The organism is Fusobacterium ulcerans, from assembly GCF_003019675.1.
Lineage (GTDB): Bacteria > Fusobacteriota > Fusobacteriia > Fusobacteriales > Fusobacteriaceae > Fusobacterium_A > Fusobacterium_A ulcerans.
Genome location: NZ_CP028105.1, coordinates 2,129,474 through 2,151,304, shown reverse-complemented (window position 1 = coordinate 2,151,304; position 21,831 = coordinate 2,129,474). Strand labels below are relative to the sequence as shown.

The window sequence follows — 21,831 nt, the reverse complement described above, 5'->3', positions numbered from 1 at the left end:
AGATTAAAATTTGCTCAATATTCACTTTATAAATATAATACTCTGTTTTTTAAGTCTAAAAATTAAATATAAAAATGAAAAAAGAGGCACTTTTTTTATGGTGCCTCCTTATATTTTCAAATAAGTTAATTAATTTTTTATCACAATCTTTTTTATTGTTAGATTTTAAACTTTAACTTTATTAAAAGTAACTCCACCTTCCAATACTCTTGTATTTGTATATCCATAGTATTTCAAACGATTTTGAACAAGATATGCTTTTTTTCCTTTATTACATACCAGCAATAATCTATCATCTAAATCATAACCTTCAAGTTTTCCATTTATATCTGTAAGCTCTAAATAAGGAGCTCCCTCTATTGTTGCAACACTGCATGAATCAAATACTGCATATCCATTTCCTTTACCTTCTAAATATTCAGCTGGTGTTATAGTTTCAAGTGCTCCATTTATTTTATTAAAAAGAACATTTACTGTATGAACTATTGGATGTATTGCAGTAGAAAATGGCGGTGCATAAGCCAGATCCAAGTCCTCTATATCGTGAAGTGTTCCTCTCATAGACATAGCTGTTACTACTATATCAACTACTTTATCCACTGCTCCTTTACCAAAGACTTGTACTCCAAGTATTTTTAAAGTTTTTCTGTCAGCAATAAGCTTTATTATAAAATTAGCAGCTCCAGCATAATAATGAGCTTTATCATCTTCAACAGTTATAACACTTACAGCATCAAATCCCATCTCTTTAGCAGCAGCTTCTGTAAGTCCTGTTCTTCCAACATTTAATTCTGGAAGTTTTGCTACAGCAGTTCCAAGAACACCTTTGAATTTAATTTTTTTTCCATTTAAATTTTGAGCTAAAATACGCCCCTCTATATTTGCTGAAGATCCCATTGGAGACCACACTAATTTATCAGTAAGTATATTTTTTACTGAAACACAATCTCCAGCAGCATATATATTTTCGTCATTTGTCTGTAAATATTCATTTACTTTTATTGTTTTATTAGGCAGAAGTTCTATTCCACTATCAGCTAAGAATTCTGTATTTGGACGAATACCAACTGACATAATTACAGCATCTACCTCCATAGTTTTTTTTGAAGTCTGTATCTTTTCTACTCTGTCAGTTCCTTCTATTGATTCTAACTTAGTTCCAGAAAAAACCATTATTCCATGCTCTGCTAAATGATCTTCTGCATACTCTGCAAATTCTTTATCAAACCCTGTAAGAATATGAGGAGCCATTTCTATAACTGATACTTTTATATTTTGAAGAGCTAGGTTTTCAGCTACTTCAAGACCTATGTATCCTCCTCCAATTACAGCTGCTCTTTTTATTTTTCCAGCTTCTATATCAGCTTTCAAATTAACAGCATCATCTGGAGTTCTCATAAAATATACTCCTGGAAGATCTATTCCTTTTAATGGAGGTTTTACAGGTCTTGTTCCTGTGGAAATAACTAATTTATCATAAGGATATACAACCTCTTTACCAGTTTTCAAATCTTTAGCTTTTATAATTTTCTTCTCTCTATCCAAACCAGTAACTTCTATTTCATTATGGACTTCTGCTCCAGTAAGTTTAGAAAATTTTTCAGGAGTATTTACAATAAGCTGTTCTTTATTTTTTATTACATCTCCAACATAATAAGGCAATCCACATCCTGCATAAGAAATTTCTTTACTTTTAGTCAAAATGATTACTTCATTACTGCGATCTTCTCTTTTTAGTTTTGCTGCAACTTTAGTTCCTGCTGCCACACCACCTACTATTATTACTTTCATATCTAACATCCTCCTTAACAATTTAAGTTGAAATGATTCTATAATTTAAATAAGCATCCAATTTCTATGATAAATATTATACCACTTATAAAATAATAAATAAAATATCAAAATATAATTTTTTAGAAATAAAAATAGTGATTCATTAAGATAAATACAGCTTTAGATTTTTTCAATAAAGAAATCTCTACAGCCTGCTTTAACTTTCTAAATCACCATTTAAATTAATCTCATTTTATTCAAAATTTATATTTCTAAAAAATTAAGCAAAATTTCCTGCCAGACTTTTTATTCCTATAAGTATAAGAATAATTCCTCCTAAATATTGGGCTTTACTTTCTAGCAGAGTTCCAAACTTTGTTCCTAAAACTACTCCAACAGCTGAAATTATAAAAGTAATTATTCCAATTTCAATAGAAGATACAAAAATATTGAAATTCTTTAAAAATGAAAAAGTAAAACCTATTGCTAAGGCATCAATACTTGTAGCTATTCCCAATGCTAAAAGAGCCTTTGAGCTGCATCCTTCATCTGTACAGCAGTCATTTTCTTTTCTAGCTTCTCTTATCATGTTAAATCCTAAATATCCTAAAATAATAAAAGCTATAATATTGCTGTATTGTGAAACTTTTCCACTAAAAATACTTCCTACATAATATCCTAATATTGGCATAATTGCCTGAAATATTCCAAAGGTAAATGCTATCTTTGCAGTTTTTCCTATTTTTACTTTTCCCATTATAAGTCCTTGACATAAAGAAATAGCAAAAGCATCCATTGAAAGACCTACTCCTATTAGAAAAATTTGAAAAAATCCCAATCCAAACACCTCGTATTTTAAATTTTATAACCTTTTTATTTTACCATAATATTTATAGAAATTAAATGATATTTAAAAAATAATAAAATTATTTCATTTATATAACTTTTGAATAATTTAGTCTAAAAAAATAAACAACACTTATCCTATTTCTATTTTTACTATTTTTTGAACTTTTTATAAATTTTATGTCATTTTTTTAAACACTTTTATTGAAAATTAATTTTAATTTACATTAAAAATAATATTATTTTTCAAATTCAGAGACTATTTCAAAACAAAAAAAGTTGAAAAAAGACACAACATGTGATAGAATAATTTTTGTACATCAGTAAATTTATATTATAAATTTTAACATATATATACTAATTGTAATTATTTTTAAATATTAATAAAATAATATTTTATTAAAAAAAATAGTAAAAATAAATTTTCAACACAATATGCAAACTAAATAAAATAATACAAAGGGATGTGAACAAATGGAAAAAAATGTACAAATGAAAAAAAATGGATTGTTTGAAAGATTCTTGAACTTTGTTGAAGTTGCAGGAAACAAATTACCTCATCCAGTAGCAATGTTCTTCGGATTTTTCGTAATAACTATTATTTTCTCGTTTATACTATCAAAAGCAGGAGTTTCTGTTACTTATTCAGAAATTGCTAAAGGTACTGGTAAAGTAGTTCAAAAAACTACTATGGTACAAAATCTTTTAACTGTAAGTGGCATTAGGGGAATTTTTACTTCAGCTGTTAAAAACTTTACAGGACATGCTGCTCTTGGATCAATAGTTGTGGCTATGCTTGGAGTTGGACTTGCTGATGGAACAGGGCTTTTAAGTGCTCTTATTAAAAAATTAGTTTTATCTACACCAAAAGTTATGGTATCTGCTATAGTTGTATTTGCTGGAGTTATGTCAAATATAGCTTCTGATGCTGGATATGTTGTTTTGATTCCATTAGGAGCAGTAATATTTGCTTCATTTGGAAGACACCCATTAGCTGGTATAGCTGCTGCATTTGCTGGAGTATCTGGAGGATTCTCAGCTAACCTTCTTATAGGAACTACTGACCCACTTTTAGGAGGTATCAGTACATCTGCTGCTCAAATAGTTCTTCCAGGATATTCTGTTGATGCAACTGCAAACTACTTCTTCATGTTTGCTTCTACTTTCCTTATTACTATAATTGGAGCATGGATTACTGATAAGATAGTTGAACCTAGACTTGGAGAATACACAGGACCAAGATTAGAAGTTGACAGTAATTCTCAACTAACTACTGGAGAGAAAAAAGGACTAAGAGTTTCTGCTGTTTCAATAATTATTTTTGTTGGAGTTATTTTATTCATGGTATTACCTGAAAATGCTATTTTCAAATTAAATGCAAAAGAAATTGAAGCTTTTGTTGCTGCCAACCACAGACAACCTGGTACAATGGAGCTTTTAAAACCATTCTTCAGTGAATCTATTGTATTTGTATTAATGCTTGCATTTTTCATTCCTGGTTTATTCTATGGAATTTCTGCTGGAACTGTTAAATCACACAAAGATGTTATTAAAGCTTTGGTAAAAGCCATGGCTTCATGTGGACAAGTATTTGTTATCATCTTTATTTCAGCTCAGTTTGTTTACGTATTTACAAAATCTAATATCGGAATTGTAATAGCTGTAAAATTAGCAAATATCCTAAAAGATATGGGTATCACAGGAGTTGCAGCAGCAGTAGGACTTATTTTCCTTACAGCTTTTGTAAATCTGTTTATTGGAGGAGCTTCTTCAAAATGGCTTATGCTTTCTCCTGTATTTATTCCAATGTTTGTAGAACTTGGACTTACTCCTGAATATACCCAGTTAGCTTATAGAATAGGAGATTCTACTACAAATATTATTTCTCCATTAATGTCATACTTCCCAATTATAGTTGGATTTGCAGCTAAGTATGCTAAAAATGAAGAAGATATGGGATTAGGAACTGTTATTGCAATGATGCTTCCATACTCAATGGTATTCTTAGTAGCTTGGACAATCTTATTCTTAGCATGGACTTTCTTAGGTATTCCTATTGGACCTGGAGTGCATATGTTTATGTAATAAATGATAGATAAAAAAACTTTCTGTTTTGAGATACTTTTTCAGAGCAGAAAGTTTTTTAATAATTTATTTAATATATATATTTTCTTTTTTTAAAAATTTTAAGTGTTTTTTTCAAATCATTTGTTAAAAAAATATAGCATTTAGATTGAAAATGGTATATAATAATTCTATGCGAACATGTTTAAAGTGGTTAAATTTTGGCGTGTAACAAGTAAAGAGAGGGGCAATTTCAGTCTTTCTCTTTTTTAAAAAATTTTAGAAAGGGAAGGGGATTTATGAAAGAAATTTTTGAAATAAGATGGCATGGAAGAGGTGGGCAAGGAGCAAAAACAGCTTCTCTACTATTGGCAGATGCAGCATTCAGTGGTGGAATGTTCGTTCAAGGGTTCCCAGAGTATGGACCTGAGAGAATGGGTGCTCCTATTACAGCTTACAATCGTATCTCTAAAGAAAGAGTTACTGTTCATTCTAACATTTATGAACCTGATTTCGTAGTTGTTGTTGATGAAACTCTTATCGAAAGTGTAGATGTTACTAAAGGTCTTAAAGAGGATGGAGCTATCATTATCAATAGTTCTAAACCTGCTTCTGAATTTAAAGCTCTTTTAAAAGGATACAAAGGAAGAGTATGTACTTGTGATGCAAGAACTATTTCTGAGGAAACTCTTGGTAAGAACTTCCCTAACACTCCTATGCTTGGAGCAGTAGTAAAAGTAAGTGGAGTTATGGAAGAGAAAGCTTTCCTTGAAGCAATGGAAAACTCTTTTGCGCACAAATTTGCAAGTAAACCAGAAGTACTAAAAGGAAATATGGCTGCATTAGTACGTTCTATGAATGAGGTGAAAGAATAATGAAAAATAAAGCTGGTGTACCAATTACTGAAGATATTAGCTGGAGAGATATAACTCCTGGTGGAGTGGTTTATGAAGCTGGAAGTGCTCAGCACTTCAGAACTGGAGACTGGAGATCAATGAAGCCAGTTCTTTTGAGAGATAAATGTATTGACTGTCTTTTATGTGTTCCTTGCTGCCCAGATTCAGCGATACCTGTAAAAGATGGAAAGAGATTAGATTTCGATATGGATCATTGCAAAGGATGTGGAATCTGCGTTAAAGCATGTCCATTCAAAGCAATAGAATTGATAAAAGAGTAGTTCGGAGGTAGAATTAATGAGTATAAGAGAAAGAATGTCAGGAAACGAAGCTATTGCAATAGCAATGAGACAAATAAATCCAGATGTAGTGCCTGCTTTTCCAATCACTCCATCGACAGAAATACCACAATATTTCTCTCAATATGTTGCTGATGGTTCAGTAGACAGTGAATTTATTCCAGTGGAATCAGAGCACAGCGCTATGTCAGCTGCAATGGGATCACAGGCAGCAGGAGCAAGAACTATGACTGCTACTTCATCATGCGGACTTGCATTGATGTGGGAAATGCTTTATGTAGTATCTTCAGCAAGATTACCTGTAACTTTAGCTTGTGTAAACAGAGCCCTTACAGGACCTATCAATATCAATGCAGATCATAGTGACTCTATGGGTGCAAGAGATGCTGGATGGATTCAGCTATATAGTGAAACAAACCAAGAAGCTTATGATAATATGCTTCAAGCTAACAGAATAGGAGAGCATCCAGATGTTCAGCTTCCTGTAATGGTATGTCAAGATGGATTTATCACAAGCCACGCTGTTGAAAATATAGAATTATTAGAAGATGACAAAGCTAAAGCTTTTGTTGGAGAATACAACCCAGAAGATTATCTTCTAAATGCAAAAAGACCTACAGCAGTAGGACCATATGATATCGTTTCTTACTATATGGAACATAAAGTAAGTCAAGCTCATGCTATGATGAATGCTAAAAAAGTAATTCTTGAAGTAGCAGCAGAGTATGAAAAACTTACTGGAAGAAAATATGGACTATTTGAAGAATATAAATTGGACGATGCAGAAGTAGCAATAGTAGTTATCAACTCAACTGCTGGAACAGCTAAAGCAGCTATAGAAGAAATGAGAAAAGAAGGTAAAAAAGTTGGACTTCTAAAAATCAGAGTATTCAGACCATTCCCTATGGAAGAAATAGCACAAGCGCTTAAAAATGTAAAAATGGTAGCAGTAATGGATAAATGTGAAGGATTCTCAGCAGCTGGAGGACCAGTTTTTGCAGAGGTAAGATCAGCACTTTATGACTGTAGCCCAAGACCTAAAATGATCAACTATGTATACGGACTTGGAGGAAGAGATATAACTGTAAATCATATAAAAGAGATCTTTAATACTCTATTGGCAGAGAAAGATCAAGAAGTAAAAGATACATATAGACATTTTGGTGTAAGAGGGTAGGAGGAAAGGATATGGCATATAATTTCAAAAAAGAAATGGAAAAACCTGAAAGACTTACTGGAGGACACAGAATGTGTGCAGGGTGTGGAGCACCAGTAGCAGTAAGAGGAGTATTAAGAGCATTAAAAGAGGAAGATGAGGCAGTAATATGCAGTGCAACAAGCTGTCTTGAAGTATCAACTTTCCTTTATCCATATACAGCATGGAAAGATTCATTTATTCACTCAGCATTTGAAAACGCAGCAGCAACAATAAGTGGAGCGCAGACTGCATACAAAGTATTAAAGAAAAAAGGTAAAATAGACGAGTCATATAAATTCATAGCTTTCGGAGGAGACGGAGGAACTTACGATATAGGATTCCAATCACTTTCTGGAGCAATGGAAAGAGGACATGACATGGTTTATGTATGTTACGATAACGAAGCATACATGAATACAGGTATCCAAAGATCATCAGCGACACCTATAGGAGCAGATACAACTACAACTCCAATAGGAAAAGAAAGCGCTGGAAAACCACAAGGAAGAAAAGATCTTACAGATGTAATATCAGCTCACAATGTAGCATATGTAGCTCAGACAACATTTATAGGAAACTTTAAAGACCTTCATGAGAAAGCAGAAAAAGCAATCTATACAGAAGGAGCAGCATTCCTAAACATATTAGCACCATGCCCAAGAGGATGGAGATATGAAGGTGAAGACCTAATGGAAATGTGTAAATTAGCAGTAGAAACTTGCTACTGGCCACTATTTGAAGTAATAGATGGAGAATGGAAATTAAGCTACAGACCAAAAGTAAAACTACCTGTAGAAGAGTTCTTAAAGAAACAAGGAAGATTCAAGCATCTATTTAAACCACAAAACAGACACATCATAGATAGAATTCAAAAAGATGTAGATTTGAAATGGGAAAGACTTCTTAAAAGATGTGGAGAAGAGCTTTAATTAAATATGAAATTTAATGCAAAAGTGGGACCTAAGGTCCCACTCATTTTTTGTACAAAAATACTTATTAGAGGAGCACCTTAATTTATGAATATAAGAGTTTTAAGTTCCAGTTATTTAGGAGTAGAACCTTTTTTAGTAGAGGCAGAAGTAGATATCAGCAGCGGACTTCCCTTCTTTTCAATAGTAGGTCTAGGAGATACTGCCATTTCAGAAAGTAAAGATAGAGTAAGAACTGCCCTAAAAAATAGTGATTTCAGAATGGAACCCAAAAAAATAATAGTAAATCTTTCCCCAGCTGGAATAAAAAAAGAAGGAGCTCAATTTGATCTCCCCATAGCTGTTGGAATTATGGTTGCTATGGGATTTGTAAGGGACAGAAATTCTATTCTTGATAATTATCTTTTTCTTGGAGAACTTTCTTTAGATGGAAAAATCAGAGGAGTAAAAGGAATAATAAATACAATGATTTTAGTAAGAGAAAAAGGATATAAAGGTGTAATTATTCCAGAAGATAATGTCCAAGAGGCTTCTCTTATCAAGGGAATAGATATTATTCCTGTTTCAACACTAAGAGAAGTCGCTGATTTTATTTCTAAAGGTGAAATAAAACCATTAAATATAGAGCCATTTCTTGAAGAAAAAGATTACAGTATTGATTTCTCAGAGGTAAAAGGTCAGGCATTAGGAAAAAGAGGATTGGAAATTGCTGCTGCTGGAGGACATAATATAATTCTAATAGGAAGTCCTGGTTCTGGAAAATCAATGCTTGCTAAAAGAATGATAACAATTCTCCCTGCAATGAGTGAGGAGGAAATAATTGAATCTACAAAAATATACAGTGTTGCTGGGGAACTCAATAGTAAAAAACCTATAATCAACCAAAGACCTTTTCGGTCTCCTCACCACACTAGCTCACTTACTTCCATCATAGGAGGAGGTAAAAGAATAAAACCTGGAGAAATAAGCTTGGCTTCTAATGGAGTCTTATTATTAGATGAACTTGCAGAATTTCCTAGAAGTGTTTTAGAGAGTTTAAGACAGCCCTTAGAAGATGGAATGGTTTCCATTACAAGAGCTCAATACAGAGTTGAATTTCTAAGTAAATTTCAGCTGCTTGCTACAAGTAATCCCTGTTTCTGTGGAAACTATTATGAAGGAGCTTCTTGTACCTGCACTCAACATGAAGTAAATAAATACATGAAAAAACTTTCTGGTCCTATTATGGATAGAATTGATATCCACATTGAAATGAGAAGATTATCTGAAGATGAATTAATGAATTCATCTGATGTAGAAAATTCAAATACTATAAAAGACAGAGTAATTAAAGCCAGAAAAATACAGAGAGAAAGATATGGCACTGATCTCTTAAATGGAAACTTAGGTCAAAAAGAAATAAAAACATATTGTAAAATAGCTGATGAAGATAAGGAATATTTTAAAAACGCCATGAAAATAATGGAAATATCTGCAAGAGGTTATGATAAAATTTTGAAAGTAGCAAGAACTATTGCTGATTTAGAAGGATGTAAAGATATAAAAAAGCAACATTTGATGGAAGCTGTTTCTTTTAGAAAAAAATAATATCTTATTTTAAATTGAAGTTCTATTCTATATTAAAATTTTTAAAAAAGTTAATAAATAAATTTGGGAAATTAAAAAGTAGAAAGATTTGTATAATTAATCATTAAAAGTGAGATTAATAACAAACCTTTCTACTAAAAACTCTGGATTATTTTCTTATTTTATTCTATCAAAATTTCTGTCCAATAAATGTTTTAATCTTAGCTCACCATTTTTTAATTTTATAACTTCTGCATATTGTGCCTTTTGAAATCTATTTCCAGTTCCTTCTTGAAATAAATATGAATTAACACCTATATCCATAGTAGAATTATTTTGATGAAATTGAATAGAAATTTCATTATCTGATGATGGAAGATATTTGTTATCCACTCTTACAAATTCTGCAACTTTCAAGTCATTTATCCTAACTCTTATATATCCTTTTCTTAGACCCCTTGCTTCTTTTCTGGCTGATTCTGTAATATCATAATTAAGAATCATATAATCTCCTTGTATCAAAGAACGAGGATCAACAGGAGCTGTTTTTATATAGAAAGTTTCCTGTTTTAAATTTCTCTCCTCTTTTATTACTGAATATCCAAAAGCCAGCATCAATAACAGGAGATTAAGTACTACAAATATTTTTTTCATAGCTCTTCCTCCTTCTCTTTTTCTTTACAAGCAAACTTAGATAGAATAAGAAACCCCACAAATAATAAGGCACCGCTTTTTATCATAAGATAAGATTTTTCAAGCAATGTTATATGAAGATTATAGTAATAGAAGGATATCTCACCTCCTAAAAATATTACTGCTGCTCCTATCATGTATTTTTCATTTCTATACATATACAGCAAAATCAACATTATTCCTAGATTTATTCCATATACACTTAAACAGAAAAAACTCAAAAATCCTATTAGTATAGCTATAATAAAAAATGTAAAATAATTTTTTCTATCAAATACTTTATAAAGTAATCCCAATGCTATTGCTAGTATTATTCCATTAATAATATATGAGTCATAATAACTATATCTAAATATTCTGCTATTGACCACTATTGCTTGAATAATAGCAGTTATCTCTGCTCCTCTGACCATTCTCTTCACTCTTTCCATTTTTATTATCTCCATTTTCTCCTTGCAGCAAGATACTAAAATGAAGATAAGTGGAATTACAAGCACTATAGTCTCTGAATATCCTCTTGTACTTGGGAAAATCATTATCAGTCCTGAAATTATTGTAGGAACAACTAAAAAATCTAAAATTTTTGAATGTCTTAAAATATAGAATCCTCCATATATCAACCAGCCTATTACAACTATTGTTGTTGTTGGTAATCTCATTTTCCATTGAAGATACACAAGAATTAGTATCAAACCTGATACAAATGTTATAATTTCATTTTTTTCCTCTTTATACTCTAAAATTCTTGGCAAAAAACAAGATGCTGCAAGAAGCCCTATTCCTGCTATTAAAATCGCCTCTTCTCCAAGTTTGAAGAAAGACATTAATAATGAGAAAAAAGCTATTGTCAACACTACCAAAATTACTTTGAAAAAATTTAAAATAAGTCTTACTGAATTTGAGGATAAATAATTTTTAGTAATAATTATAGTACTTCCTACAAAAATACATATAATTAAAAATACTCCAGCAACACCTGATCCTATACCTGATATTTCTCTCATTATGCAAGAAGAAATAACGAAGGTTATTGAAACTATATCCAAAATAATCAAGCCTTGCTTTTTCATTATTCTTTTTCCAAGCAAAAATAATAATCCTATAAATACAACATATATCAATAGATATAATGGTCCATAGATATTAATATTTCTATAGTATCCTATCCCTAAAACATTCCAGAATATTCCTACAGTCATTAAAGCTGTTGAAGAAAAAGCAAGAATATAGAAAAACCATTCTTTTATTTCCAATGACATTTTTTTTATCATGATAATGTAAATAAGAAGGAAAAATAGAACAACTATAGAGCCTGTAATACATATCATTGTAAAATTTCCATATAGCCTCGAATAAAGCATTCCACTTATTGTAAAAACTGTTACATTCAGAGTCCAGAGTGGATAAAATTTTTCTACAAAAGAAAAAATCAGTATAAATATCCCCCAGTTTCTGAAGAGTGTATATGGATCAGCTCCTGTCTGATATATCTGTCCAAATACAGCAAATAATGTCCCTATAAAAAATGACGATGAAAAAAGTGAAAGCTCTCTGTATAATTTTTTATTTTGAAAAATGAACCAGCCAATTATTCCTAATATAATCAAAGACATTGGAATGGTCATTTTTGTAAAATTTCCCATTTTATTCCAGTTATATGCAACAAAGCATGATACTCCTGTTATGACAAATAATATAGAAAAATATAAAAAAGAATTTTTTAATTTGCTTAACATTTTATTACCTCCTATTTAAGACAGGAAAATTATATTTCAGTATATTATACTATGGAAAAAGCAGACTTCAAAGTTTTACTTAAAAGTCTGCCTGAATTGTTATCTTTATTTACTTATTAAAATTATAGAACTTCTTGGTTTTACAAGATATTTTCTATCTATTAAAGCTTTTGTATCTTCTCTAAAATTTTCCTTCTCTGTCTTGGAAGTATCAACTAACAAATGCCATTTTTTTTCTTGAAGAATTGGAAGCTCAAATGTTAATTCGCCATGATAAGAATTTAAAGCTACATAAAATGATGTATCTGTTTCAGTATCATGTAAAACAAATGCTATACTCAATGAATAATATGAATAATCTGGTGTATTAAGTTTCACTCCATGCAGAGAAACCTCACAATTTTCACATTCATTAAGTTCTAAATAATTTTTTCTTCTAAAAATAGAATACTTTTTACGAATTTTTATCATATTTTTTACAAAGTTGGTTATTTCAGAAAATTTTGAACCTCTTTCCCAGTCCACCCATGTAGAACGGTTATTTTGGCAGTAAGCATTATTATTTCCAAACTGGGTTCTTCCCATTTCATCTCCCATAAGAAGCATAGGGACTCCCTGAGAAATAAAAAGTATTAAAAACATATTTTTAATCTGCCTTTTTCTCAGCTCAAGAATAGCAGGGTCGTCAGTTCCACCTTCTACCCCATAATTATATGAATTGTTGTTATTTTCCCCATCATTATTATTTTCTCCATTACTAAGATTATGCTTGTTATTATAACTAACAAGATCCCACATGGTAAAACCATCATGACAAGTGACAAAATTTATATTACTCATTGGTCCTCTGTTATTTCTTTTAAAAATATCAGGACTTCCAAATATTCTTTTTAGCAGTTCAGGAATCAACCCAAACTCTCCCTTTATAAATTTTCTTACAACATCTCTATATTTTCCATTCCATTCACTCCATCCAGCTGGCATATCTCCTACATAGTACCCTCCAAGATCCCAGCTTTCTGAAATTAATTTACAATGTGATAAAATAGGATCCTGCACAAGTTCATTTAAAAGAGAAACTTCATTCCACTGGCCATCTTCTCCTCTTCCAAGAATAGAAGCCAGATCAAATCTAAAACCATCTACTCCCATTTCAAGATACCAGTATCTCAAAGAATCTACAATCACATCTTTTACTACTTTATTATTACAATTAAAAGTATTTCCACAGCCTGAATAATTTTTATATTGAGTATCTTTATTTTCCAGCATATAAAAAGTCTTATTATCCATTGCCTTAAAGTTATATATTTTTCCTCCATTTCCACCTTCAGCAGTGTGATTATACACCACATCAAGAATCACTTCTATCCCATGTTCATGGAGAGCTTTTACCAATTCTTTAAATTCAACTACTTCACTATCTGAATCCAAAGTTTGATTTTTTGAAAATTTCTTAGTTGGTGCAAAAAAACTTATAGGATTATATCCCCACACATTTTTTAATTTAGCTCCATTAGTTATTCCTGTATTTCCTGTAAAATCATCCCATTCATATACTGGCAGAAATTCCACAGCTGTTATTCCCAATTCTTTTAAATATGGTATTTTATCCATAAATCCACTATAAGTTCCTGGAAATTTTACCATCGAATTAAAATTTTGTGTAAAAAGTTTTATGTGTACCTCGTAAATAATTGTATCTTCTAACTCTCTATTTAAATGCTTTTTTCTAATATGATCTTTTTTCACAGCTATACTTTTTCTTCTTGAATAATTTTTATTGTTCGTATATGATAAAGCATATGGGTCTAATAATTCAGGAGAATCATCTAATTTCCAAGTATATAAAGTCTTTGCAGAAGCACCTTTTAAATAAATATGCCATATATTTCCTGTTTTATTCATAGTCGGATCTAAAACAAAGCTTTTTTTAGGAGCTAAATCTGAACCTGAACTATAAATATTCAAAACTACTTTCTTTTTATTTTTAGCAAATATAGCAAAATTAATTCCCTCATTTTCTACGGTTACCCCTAATTTAGGAACCCCAGCTTCCCAAACACACATATGTTCTCCTTTTAAATTTTTTCTTCCATTATAAGTAAATTATATAATGCAGCCAGTGAAAAGTCAATTACAGTTCAAAATCCTAATTTTCTTAAACTTAAATTTATATTTAATAATATCTATGTTAAAATGTATTGAGCAGAAAATAAAAGACTATACAATACTCAAGGGGGAATCAATGAGAAAAATTACAAAAATATTTTTAATGGTGATTATTACTTTTAGTTTAGTTTCTAATCTGTATTCTGCTGAAGGATATCAAAAAACAATATTAAAATATGTAAATCAAGAAAGAAAAGCCAAGAGACTTGCACCGCTTGTTATGAATGAAAAGCTAAATAAAATAGCAGTTATAAAAGCTGCTGATATGGCTAAGGAAGAAAAACTTTCTCATGACAGTAAAAAATTTGGAATGACTTTCAATCTGATAAAAAAAGAAAATATAAAATATAAGTCAGCTGCTGAAAATATAGCAAGATGGCATGATACTCCAGAATTTGTTATGGAAAGATGGATGAAATCCAAGGGACATAGAGATAATATACTAAGCAAGAATTATAATGAAATAGGAATTGGAAAAGCTGTAGATAAAGATGGAAAAAATTACTGGGTACAGATATTTATTGAAAAAAAGAAATAATGTTGTATTTTCACTCCTAAATATTGTATTGACTTTTCTTGTGGAAAACTCTATAATTGTGGAATAACACTTAATTCTAAAACCATTTTGCTTTTTATATAATGAATTAGATTTAAATACCGATTTAACGCAATAAAATACATCTTTTATCTAGTTTATCTATTTCGTTTTTTCAATATTAAAGTTCTATTTACTTAAAACATTATTTAAAGACCAAAAATCAAATTTGATCATGATTTTATCATGGTAACAATATGTGAGGGAATAATGAGGATATTATCATTTATATATTATTTAATAACTTCTTTTAGAAACTTTCTCTATGACAAAGGAGTCCTTCCAGCAAGAAAAGTATCTGGAGTAGAAATCATTTGTATAGGAAATATAACAGTTGGGGGAACAGGAAAAACTCCAGCAGTTCAATATTTTACAAAAAAACTTCAGAAGATGGGACGAAAAGTAGCTGTAGTTTCCAGAGGATACAGAGGAAAAAGAAAAAGAGAGCCTCTCTTGGTAAGTGATGGACGAGAAATATTTGCCACTACAAGAGAAAGTGGTGATGAGCCATTTATACATGCTCTCAATCTCAAAGTACCTGTCATTGTAAGCTCTAATAGATATAAGGGATGTCTATTTGCAAAAAAACATTTTGGAGTGGATACTATAGTCCTAGATGATGGATTTCAACATAGAAAACTTTCAAGAGACAGAGATATCGTTCTTATAGATGCAACAAATCCTTTTGGTTGGGGAGAGCTGCTTCCTAAAGGTATGTTGAGAGAAGATTTTAAAAAAGCTGCTAAGAGAGCCAGCGAATTTATAATAACAAAGTCTGATCTTGTAAGTGACAGAGAAGTAGAAAGAATAAAAAAATATTTAAGAAAAAAATTAGAAAAAGAGGTTTCGACAGCTAAGCATGGAGTAACCTCACTTTGTGATTTAAAAGGAAATCCTAAACCGCTTTTCTGGATAAAAGGAAAAAGAGTCCTTTTATTTTCTGGTTTAGCTAATCCGTTAAATTTTGAAAAAACAGTTATCTCTTTAGAACCTTCTTATATAGAGCGAGTTGATTTTATGGATCACCATAATTTCAAAAAAAGAGATATTGAACTTATACAAAAAAGAGCAGACAGTATGCAGGCTTCTTTCATTATAACAACTGAAAAAGACCTTGTAAAACTTCCTAGGGATTTGAACATTGAAAATCTTTTTGTATTAAAAATAGAATTTACAGTTTTAGAAGATAATAGTCTCAAAGATATTGGAGGAAAAACAGATAATGAGTAATGATAGACTACTTACAATAATAAAAGAAAAAAATAAAAGCGAAATAATTCAAATGCTTGAAACAGATGGAAAAATAAAAACACTTTCATTTTTTGCTGAAGTATTGGATAAAAGATCATACTTCACATTAGATAGCGAAGGTGAAATCAAAAGAAAAGAATTAAATTTTATTCTTCCGATATTTGCTTTTTCTGGTGATTTTGATTATCTGGCTGATTCTGTAATTAATTTTTCTGATTTAAGAGAAAGAGAAAAAATAAGCAGTATCAACAGATTTTCAAATATAGATATTCCAAAACTTAAAGAAAAATTAATGAAAACTTTGTCTAATGGAAATCTAGATTTTTCAAAAAGATATGGAAAAGAACTTTTTTTAAGAGATAGAGAAGAATTTTATAAAACAGTTTTAGAATTTAGCCTTTTAGGAGATGCAAAAAGTTTAAAACCTCTTTTAGTTCTTTCTTTCAAGAAACTTTTTGAAAATAAAGAATATGAAGAAAATGTATTTTTTCTTTTAATATCTTATCTTACTAAGTATAGAGATAACTTTTATTTCTATGAAAACTGTGAAAAAGATGACAGCATTGTTGAACTTGAAAAATTGAAAGAAAGTGTAATTTTTAACAAAGAGCTTCTGGAAAGTAAAGAAGGACTTGAAATACTTTCTACATTAAAAGCATTAGAAATGTATAACTTTAAAAATTTTGATAAATATTTATCAAAAATAGCTGTTGAAATCAGAATGTTAAAAAATCTGACTGCCTTAGATGAAACTACAAAAAAATTATCAGCAGCTTTTTTATAAGGGGGGAAATGATGTTAAAATACTTCAACAATAAACTCATAACTACAATAGAGGGGAAACATTCTAAAGAGGAAGTATTGCAAATTTTAGTAAATCTTATTAGAGAAAATTCTGATATTTTAGATAATGAAACTGATTTCTATGATAATATCTTAGCCAGAGAAAAAGTTGGCAGTACAGGGATAGGTATGGGTATAGCCCTTCCTCATGCCAGATGTGAAAACATAAAGCAAATAGTAGTTGCTGTAGGACTTTTAAAAGAAAGTATAGATTTTAATTCACTTGATGGAGAAAATGTAAAACTTGTTGTTTTAGTGGGAGCTCCTAAAAAATCTACAAAAGAATACTTATCTCTTGTTTCTGATTTAATGAGAGCTTTTAGAAATCCTAAAACCAGAACATCTATTTTTGAAGCTGGGGACAAACAGGAACTTATCGGCATACTAGCGGAGTTGAAAAAGTGAAGATAGGCATATATGGCGGTAGTTTTGATCCCGTCCACAATGGACATCTAAATATAGTTAAATATGTTCTTAATCAATTAAATCTTGATAAAATTATTGTCATTCCAGTGGGAAGACCTTCTCATAGAGCAAATAATTTAGAAGCAGGTACATTAAGAACTGAGATGTGCATAGCAGCTTTTGAAAATATCTCTGGTGTAGAAGTTTCAGGAATAGAAACTGATAAGGATAAAACTTCCTATACAATAAATACATTAAAAAAAATCATAGAAATATATGGAAATAAGAATGAATTTTATGAAATAATAGGAGAAGATTCTGCTTATCATTTCAAAGAGTGGAAAAATTATGAAGAGATACTTGAACTAAGTAAAGTAGTTGTACTTAGAAGAAAGGGATATACTGGAGAGATTCAGCATAAAAATATGATTTATCTTGAAAGTCCTTTTTTTGATGTTTCTTCCACTGAAATAAGAGAAAAGATAAAAAATAAAATAGATATAAGTACCCTTGTTCCTGAAAAAGTAAAAAAAATTATAGAAGAAAAAAATCTGTACAGGTAATTTTTTATCTTGAAAGGAGAATAATGAAACTGTTTGTTATATCAGATATTCATGGCTCATTATATTATTTAAAAAAAGTTATGGAAATATTTGAAAAAGAAAAATATGATAAAATACTTATCCTTGGCGATGAGCTTTATCACGGACCTAGAAATCCTCTTCCTCGAGATTATTCTCCCAAGGAAGTAATAGAAATACTGAATAAATACAAAGATAAAATACTTGCTGTGAGAGGAAACTGTGACAGTGAAGTAGATCAAATGGTACTTAACTATCCTATTATGAGTGATTATAATATTCTATTCTGGAATAACAGGAAAATAATTATGACTCATGGACATATATTTAACAAGGACAATCCTCCCTCAATGGAGGATGGAGATATACTTTTATATGGTCATTTTCATATCCCAATGGCAGAAAAAATAAACGGAAAAATATTTTTAAACCCAGGCTCTATATCTCTGCCTAAAGAAAATTCTGAAAATACTTATGGTATTTTTCAAGATGATTATTTTATTATAAAAAATCTTGAAGAAAAAATTATAAAAAAATTTAAAATCTGATTTTTGTTAAATAAGATTTAACAGAGTATACAACAGAGAGGTTTTGACAATGTCATATCCCTTTCTGTTTTTTTATTTTTTGTATTTTTTTTAGTGTGCACAATAAAAAAGAGTTGAAATATTTTAAAAACTGTGGTAAATATAATATTAACAACAATTAATAACAACTACACTTTTAAATAGTGAACACTATATAAAAGGAGGAAAAAAATTTGACACTAACGGAAAGACAGAAAGAAATTATAGATATTGTAAAAAAATATCAACCAATTACTGGAAAAGAAATTGGGGAAAGGCTATATCTTACAAGATCAGCTTTAAGAACTGATTTTTCAATACTGACAGGAATGAAAATATTGGAATCCAAACCTAAAATTGGATACAGCTATATTGAAAAAAAAGATTCTGAAAAAGTAAAAGATATTATGGGACCTTCTATAACTGTAGACACTAATCTTTCAGTTTATGAAACTATACTTAATATATTCTCTAAGGATGTAGGAACTATTTTCATAACTGATCAAGGTTCACTGGTAGGAGTTGTCTCGAGAAAAGACCTTTTAAAAATAGCTATTGGAAGAACTGATATAGAAAAAATTCCAATAAATATTATAATGACTAGGATGCCAAATATAATTTATGCTGAAGAAGATGAAACTATTCTTGAAAGTGTAAAAAAACTCATTAAACATCAGATAGATTCTCTACCTGTAGTAAGAATTGAAGAAAAAGGCGGGAAAAAAATCTATCACACAGTGGGACGTTTGACAAAAACTAATATAGCAAAATTATTCATGGAAACTTTATCTAAGAATTAAGGAGGAAAAATGAAAAAAGTTTATGCATTTAACGAAGGTGGTAAGGATTTAATAAACATATTAGGAGGAAAAGGTGGTAACCTTTCTGAAATGAAAAAAATAGGTCTTCCTATACCAGAAGGTATTATTATCTCTACTACTGCATGTAAAGAATTTTTTAAAGATGGGAAGAAAATTACAAAAGAGCTGGAAAGTGAAATTCTAGAAAAATTAGAATATTTACAAGAAGTAACTGGAAAGAGATTTGAAGGTGAAAATCCTCTATTAGTATCTGTTAGATCAGGAGCACCTGTTTCGATGCCTGGTATGATGGACACTATATTAAACCTTGGAATGAATGATAATACAACTGAAAAAATGATAGCTATATTCAAAGATAAAGTTTTTGTTTATGAATTATATAGTAGATTTATTCAAATGTTCTCTGACATAGTAATGGGAATAGAAAAAGAACATTTCTTTAAATTAAAAGAACAGCTTTTTGCTGAAAGAAAAGATGAAGATAAAATAGAAACATATAAAATGGTAATCAAAGCATCTAAAGAGTTATACAAAAAAGAAACTGGAAAAGATTTCCCTGAATCTCCAAAAGAACAATTATTTATGGCTGTAAATGCTATATTTAACTCTTGGGAAAATGACAGAGCTATCCTTTACAGAAGAATAAACGGAATAGATGATTCTATGGGTACTGCTGTTGTAATTCAAGAAATGGTATTTGGTAACCTTAATGAAATATCAGGTACTGGTGTTGCTTTCTCTAGAAACCCTTCTAATGGTGACAAAGAAGTATTTGGAGAATATCTATTAAAGGCTCAGGGAGAAGATATTGTTGCTGGTATAAGAACTCCTGAACCTATATCTAAATTAAAAGAGCAGCTTCCTGAAATATATTATCAATTCATCAAACTTGCTAAAGTTCTTGAAGATCATAACAAAGATATGCAGGATATTGAATTCACTATTGAAAATGGTAAACTATATCTTCTTCAAACAAGAAATGGTAAAAGAAGTCCTTATGCAGCTGTAAAAATTGCTGTTGATATGGTTAATGAAGGAATCGTTACTAAAGAAGAAGCTATAATGAAAGTTGACCCTAGTGTACTTCCTCAATTATTACATGGAAACTTTGACCCAGAAGCTACTAAAACTGCTGTACTTCTTGGAAAAGGACTTCCTGGATCTGCTGGAGTGGCGATAGGAAGAGTAATGTTCGCTTCTGAAAGAGTTGAAACTAGAGCACTTTCTATCCTTGTAAGAGAAGAAACTTCTCCTGAGGATATCAAAGGTATCAGTCTTGCACAAGGAATTGTAACTGTAAAAGGTGGAGCTACATCTCACGGAGCAGTTGTTGCAAGAGGAATGGGTAAATGCTGTGTTACTGGATGTGGAGAAATTCAAATTAATGATATAAAAAGAGAAATGTATATTGGTGGATACACAGTTAAAGAGGGAGATTTCATCTCTATAAGTGGATACACTGGTGAAATTTTCTTAGGTAAAGTAAAACTTACTGAACCACAATTTGATGATAACCTTAAAGAATTTGTTTCTTGGTGTAAAGAAATAAAAAGAATGGGTGTAAGAATGAATGCTGATACTCCTGCTGATGCTTTCCTAGGAAAAGGATTTGGAGCAGAGGGAATTGGACTTTGCAGAACTGAGCATATGTTTTTCCAAAAAGATAAGATCTGGACTATCAGAGGAATGATCATGAGTGAGAATCCTGAAGAAAGAGCAGAGGCTTTGAAAAAAATGCTTGAAATGCAAAGAGAAGACTTCTATAACATTTTCAAAATAGTTGGAGATGAAATAGTAATAGTTAGACTTCTTGATCCACCTCTACATGAATTTTTACCAAAAGAACCAAAAGATAAAGAAAAAATGGCTGAGATATTAAATCTTCCTCTAATAGAAATTGAGAGAAGAATAAGAAATATGAAAGATGAAAACCCAATGTTAGGACACAGAGGATGCAGACTTGCTGTTACTTATCCTGAAATCTATAATACTCAGGCTAGAGCAATAATTGAAGCTGCTATTCAATGTGAAAGAGAAGGAATAAAAGTTAAACCTGAAATTATGATTCCTCTTATCATTGGTGTTGGAGAGCTTAAATTTATCAAAGGAAATATCAAAACTGAAATAGATAAAGTTTTTGAAGAGCAAGGAATGAAAGTAGAATATAAAATAGGAACAATGATGGAAACTCCAAGAGCTTGTCTTCTTGCAGATGAAATAGCTGGTGAAGCTGAATTCTTCTCATTTGGAACTAATGACCTTACTCAAACTACAATGGGACTTTCTAGAGACGACTCTGTTAAATTCATGGATGAATATCATGAGCATGGAATTTTCAAACTTGAACCATTCGCATCTATAGATGTAAGAGGAGTTGGAAAACTTGTTAAACTTGGTGTTGACTTAGGTAAAAAAGCAAATCCTGAGCTTGAAATTGGTATATGTGGAGAGCATGGTGGAGATCCTAAGAGTATTAACTTCTTTGAAGAAACTGGTCTTGACTATGTAAGTTGTTCTCCATTTAGAGTACTGGTAGCTATTGTTGCTGCTGCTCAAAGCTACATCAAAAACAAAAAATAGAAAATTTATTCAGTAAA

At 30.5% G+C, this 21,831-nt stretch carries 19 protein-coding genes; 14 read left to right on the top strand and 5 right to left on the bottom strand.

Annotation, left to right across the window (positions count from 1 at the left end; translation table 11 throughout):
- Window positions 1-165: 165 nt before the first annotated feature.
- Both C4N20_RS09975 and C4N20_RS09970 read right to left on the bottom strand, forming a co-directional pair.
- Entirely contained in the window at window positions 166-1,791 is a 1,626-nt protein-coding gene (locus C4N20_RS09975; protein WP_005978247.1) for an FAD-dependent oxidoreductase, read from the bottom strand.
- 262 nt (window positions 1,792-2,053) lie between these two features.
- Entirely contained in the window at window positions 2,054-2,620 is a 567-nt protein-coding gene (locus C4N20_RS09970) for a manganese efflux pump MntP (RefSeq protein ID WP_231940496.1), read from the bottom strand.
- A gap of 473 nt (window positions 2,621-3,093) precedes the next feature.
- On the opposite strand from C4N20_RS09970, the gene C4N20_RS09965 reads away from it, so the two are divergent.
- The 6 genes from C4N20_RS09965 to C4N20_RS09940 all read left to right on the top strand — a co-directional run bounded on the left by C4N20_RS09965 (window position 3,094) and on the right by C4N20_RS09940 (window position 9,592).
- Complete coding sequence (locus C4N20_RS09965) at window positions 3,094-4,704, top strand: AbgT family transporter (protein WP_005978252.1); 1,611 nt, start codon at window positions 3,094-3,096, stop codon at window positions 4,702-4,704.
- A 278-nt stretch (window positions 4,705-4,982) separates the two neighbouring features.
- Window positions 4,983-5,558, top strand: a complete 576-nt coding sequence (locus tag C4N20_RS09960; RefSeq protein ID WP_005978261.1) for a 2-oxoacid:acceptor oxidoreductase subunit gamma family protein — start codon at window positions 4,983-4,985, stop codon at window positions 5,556-5,558.
- Window positions 5,558-5,860: a 4Fe-4S binding protein gene (locus C4N20_RS09955; protein WP_005978265.1), complete on the top strand. Its 303-nt coding sequence runs from the start codon at window positions 5,558-5,560 to the stop codon at window positions 5,858-5,860. The genes C4N20_RS09960 and C4N20_RS09955 overlap by 1 nt, the downstream gene beginning before the upstream one ends.
- Window positions 5,861-5,876: 16 nt before the next feature.
- The gene (gene porA, locus C4N20_RS09950; protein ID WP_005978268.1) at window positions 5,877-7,055 is read left to right on the top strand and encodes a 2-ketoisovalerate ferredoxin oxidoreductase subunit alpha; all 1,179 of its coding nucleotides are present in this window, start codon (window positions 5,877-5,879) and stop codon (window positions 7,053-7,055) included.
- A gap of 11 nt (window positions 7,056-7,066) precedes the next feature.
- Entirely contained in the window at window positions 7,067-8,005 is a 939-nt protein-coding gene (locus tag C4N20_RS09945; protein WP_005978271.1) for a thiamine pyrophosphate-dependent enzyme, read from the top strand.
- 87 nt (window positions 8,006-8,092) lie between these two features.
- Entirely contained in the window at window positions 8,093-9,592 is a 1,500-nt protein-coding gene (locus C4N20_RS09940) for a YifB family Mg chelatase-like AAA ATPase (RefSeq protein ID WP_005978274.1), read from the top strand.
- A 156-nt stretch (window positions 9,593-9,748) separates the two neighbouring features.
- Here the strand turns inward: C4N20_RS09940 and C4N20_RS09935 are convergent, their stop codons facing one another.
- The 3 genes from C4N20_RS09935 to C4N20_RS09925 form a co-directional block, all read right to left on the bottom strand.
- Entirely contained in the window at window positions 9,749-10,225 is a 477-nt protein-coding gene (locus tag C4N20_RS09935; protein ID WP_005978276.1) for a GDYXXLXY domain-containing protein, read from the bottom strand.
- Entirely contained in the window at window positions 10,222-12,000 is a 1,779-nt protein-coding gene (locus C4N20_RS09930; RefSeq protein WP_005978279.1) for a DUF4401 domain-containing protein, read from the bottom strand. Before C4N20_RS09930 ends, C4N20_RS09935 begins: the two co-directional genes overlap by 4 nt.
- Before the next feature lie 105 nt (window positions 12,001-12,105).
- Window positions 12,106-14,070, bottom strand: coding sequence for a glycogen debranching protein (locus C4N20_RS09925; RefSeq protein WP_005978282.1), 1,965 nt, complete (start codon window positions 14,068-14,070; stop codon window positions 12,106-12,108).
- A gap of 178 nt (window positions 14,071-14,248) precedes the next feature.
- Between C4N20_RS09925 and C4N20_RS09920 the strand changes: the two genes are divergently transcribed.
- The 8 genes from C4N20_RS09920 (at window position 14,249) to ppdK (ending at window position 21,814) form a co-directional block, all read left to right on the top strand.
- Window positions 14,249-14,710, top strand: coding sequence for a CAP domain-containing protein (locus tag C4N20_RS09920; RefSeq protein WP_040490747.1), 462 nt, complete (start codon window positions 14,249-14,251; stop codon window positions 14,708-14,710).
- Between the two features lie 267 nt (window positions 14,711-14,977).
- Window positions 14,978-15,997 carry a tetraacyldisaccharide 4'-kinase gene (lpxK, locus tag C4N20_RS09915; protein ID WP_005978290.1) on the top strand — a complete coding sequence of 340 codons (1,020 nt, stop codon included), beginning with the start codon at window positions 14,978-14,980 and terminating at the stop codon, window positions 15,995-15,997.
- Entirely contained in the window at window positions 15,990-16,802 is an 813-nt protein-coding gene (locus C4N20_RS09910; protein ID WP_005978293.1) for a hypothetical protein, read from the top strand. The genes lpxK and C4N20_RS09910 overlap by 8 nt, the downstream gene beginning before the upstream one ends.
- Window positions 16,803-16,813: 11 nt before the next feature.
- The gene (locus tag C4N20_RS09905; protein ID WP_005978295.1) at window positions 16,814-17,266 is read left to right on the top strand and encodes a PTS sugar transporter subunit IIA; all 453 of its coding nucleotides are present in this window, start codon (window positions 16,814-16,816) and stop codon (window positions 17,264-17,266) included.
- A complete protein-coding gene (gene nadD / locus C4N20_RS09900; protein ID WP_005978298.1) occupies window positions 17,263-17,829 on the top strand; it encodes a nicotinate-nucleotide adenylyltransferase in 567 nt (188 codons plus the stop codon). Before C4N20_RS09905 ends, nadD begins: the two co-directional genes overlap by 4 nt.
- A gap of 23 nt (window positions 17,830-17,852) precedes the next feature.
- Window positions 17,853-18,395: a phosphodiesterase gene (yfcE, locus tag C4N20_RS09895; protein WP_005978301.1), complete on the top strand. Its 543-nt coding sequence runs from the start codon at window positions 17,853-17,855 to the stop codon at window positions 18,393-18,395.
- Window positions 18,396-18,607: 212 nt separating this feature from the next.
- Window positions 18,608-19,213, top strand: coding sequence for a CBS domain-containing protein (locus C4N20_RS09890; protein ID WP_005978304.1), 606 nt, complete (start codon window positions 18,608-18,610; stop codon window positions 19,211-19,213).
- 9 nt (window positions 19,214-19,222) lie between these two features.
- Window positions 19,223-21,814 carry a pyruvate, phosphate dikinase gene (ppdK, locus tag C4N20_RS09885; RefSeq protein WP_005978307.1) on the top strand — a complete coding sequence of 864 codons (2,592 nt, stop codon included), beginning with the start codon at window positions 19,223-19,225 and terminating at the stop codon, window positions 21,812-21,814.
- Window positions 21,815-21,831: the final 17 nt, after the last annotated feature.

Excerpts from the sequence above, each read along its gene's own strand:
- C4N20_RS09965 (WP_005978252.1), top strand. The coding sequence starts at position 3,094 with ATGGAAAAAAATGTACAAATGAAAAAAAATGGATTGTTTGAAAGATTC.
- C4N20_RS09955 (WP_005978265.1), top strand. The coding sequence starts at position 5,558 with ATGAAAAATAAAGCTGGTGTACCAATTACTGAAGATATTAGCTGGAGA.
- C4N20_RS09910 (WP_005978293.1), top strand. The coding sequence starts at position 15,990 with ATGAGTAATGATAGACTACTTACAATAATAAAAGAAAAAAATAAAAGC.
- C4N20_RS09945 (WP_005978271.1), top strand. The coding sequence starts at position 7,067 with ATGGCATATAATTTCAAAAAAGAAATGGAAAAACCTGAAAGACTTACT.
- ppdK (WP_005978307.1), top strand. The coding sequence starts at position 19,223 with ATGAAAAAAGTTTATGCATTTAACGAAGGTGGTAAGGATTTAATAAAC.
- C4N20_RS09940 (WP_005978274.1), top strand. The coding sequence starts at position 8,093 with ATGAATATAAGAGTTTTAAGTTCCAGTTATTTAGGAGTAGAACCTTTT.
- lpxK (WP_005978290.1), top strand. The coding sequence starts at position 14,978 with ATGAGGATATTATCATTTATATATTATTTAATAACTTCTTTTAGAAAC.
- C4N20_RS09905 (WP_005978295.1), top strand. The coding sequence starts at position 16,814 with ATGTTAAAATACTTCAACAATAAACTCATAACTACAATAGAGGGGAAA.
- yfcE (WP_005978301.1), top strand. The coding sequence starts at position 17,853 with ATGAAACTGTTTGTTATATCAGATATTCATGGCTCATTATATTATTTA.
- C4N20_RS09930 (WP_005978279.1), bottom strand. The coding sequence starts at position 12,000 with ATGTTAAGCAAATTAAAAAATTCTTTTTTATATTTTTCTATATTATTT.
- C4N20_RS09925 (WP_005978282.1), bottom strand. The coding sequence starts at position 14,070 with ATGTGTGTTTGGGAAGCTGGGGTTCCTAAATTAGGGGTAACCGTAGAA.
- C4N20_RS09975 (WP_005978247.1), bottom strand. The coding sequence starts at position 1,791 with ATGAAAGTAATAATAGTAGGTGGTGTGGCAGCAGGAACTAAAGTTGCA.
- porA (WP_005978268.1), top strand. The coding sequence starts at position 5,877 with ATGAGTATAAGAGAAAGAATGTCAGGAAACGAAGCTATTGCAATAGCA.
- C4N20_RS09960 (WP_005978261.1), top strand. The coding sequence starts at position 4,983 with ATGAAAGAAATTTTTGAAATAAGATGGCATGGAAGAGGTGGGCAAGGA.
- C4N20_RS09920 (WP_040490747.1), top strand. The coding sequence starts at position 14,249 with ATGAGAAAAATTACAAAAATATTTTTAATGGTGATTATTACTTTTAGT.
- C4N20_RS09935 (WP_005978276.1), bottom strand. The coding sequence starts at position 10,225 with ATGAAAAAAATATTTGTAGTACTTAATCTCCTGTTATTGATGCTGGCT.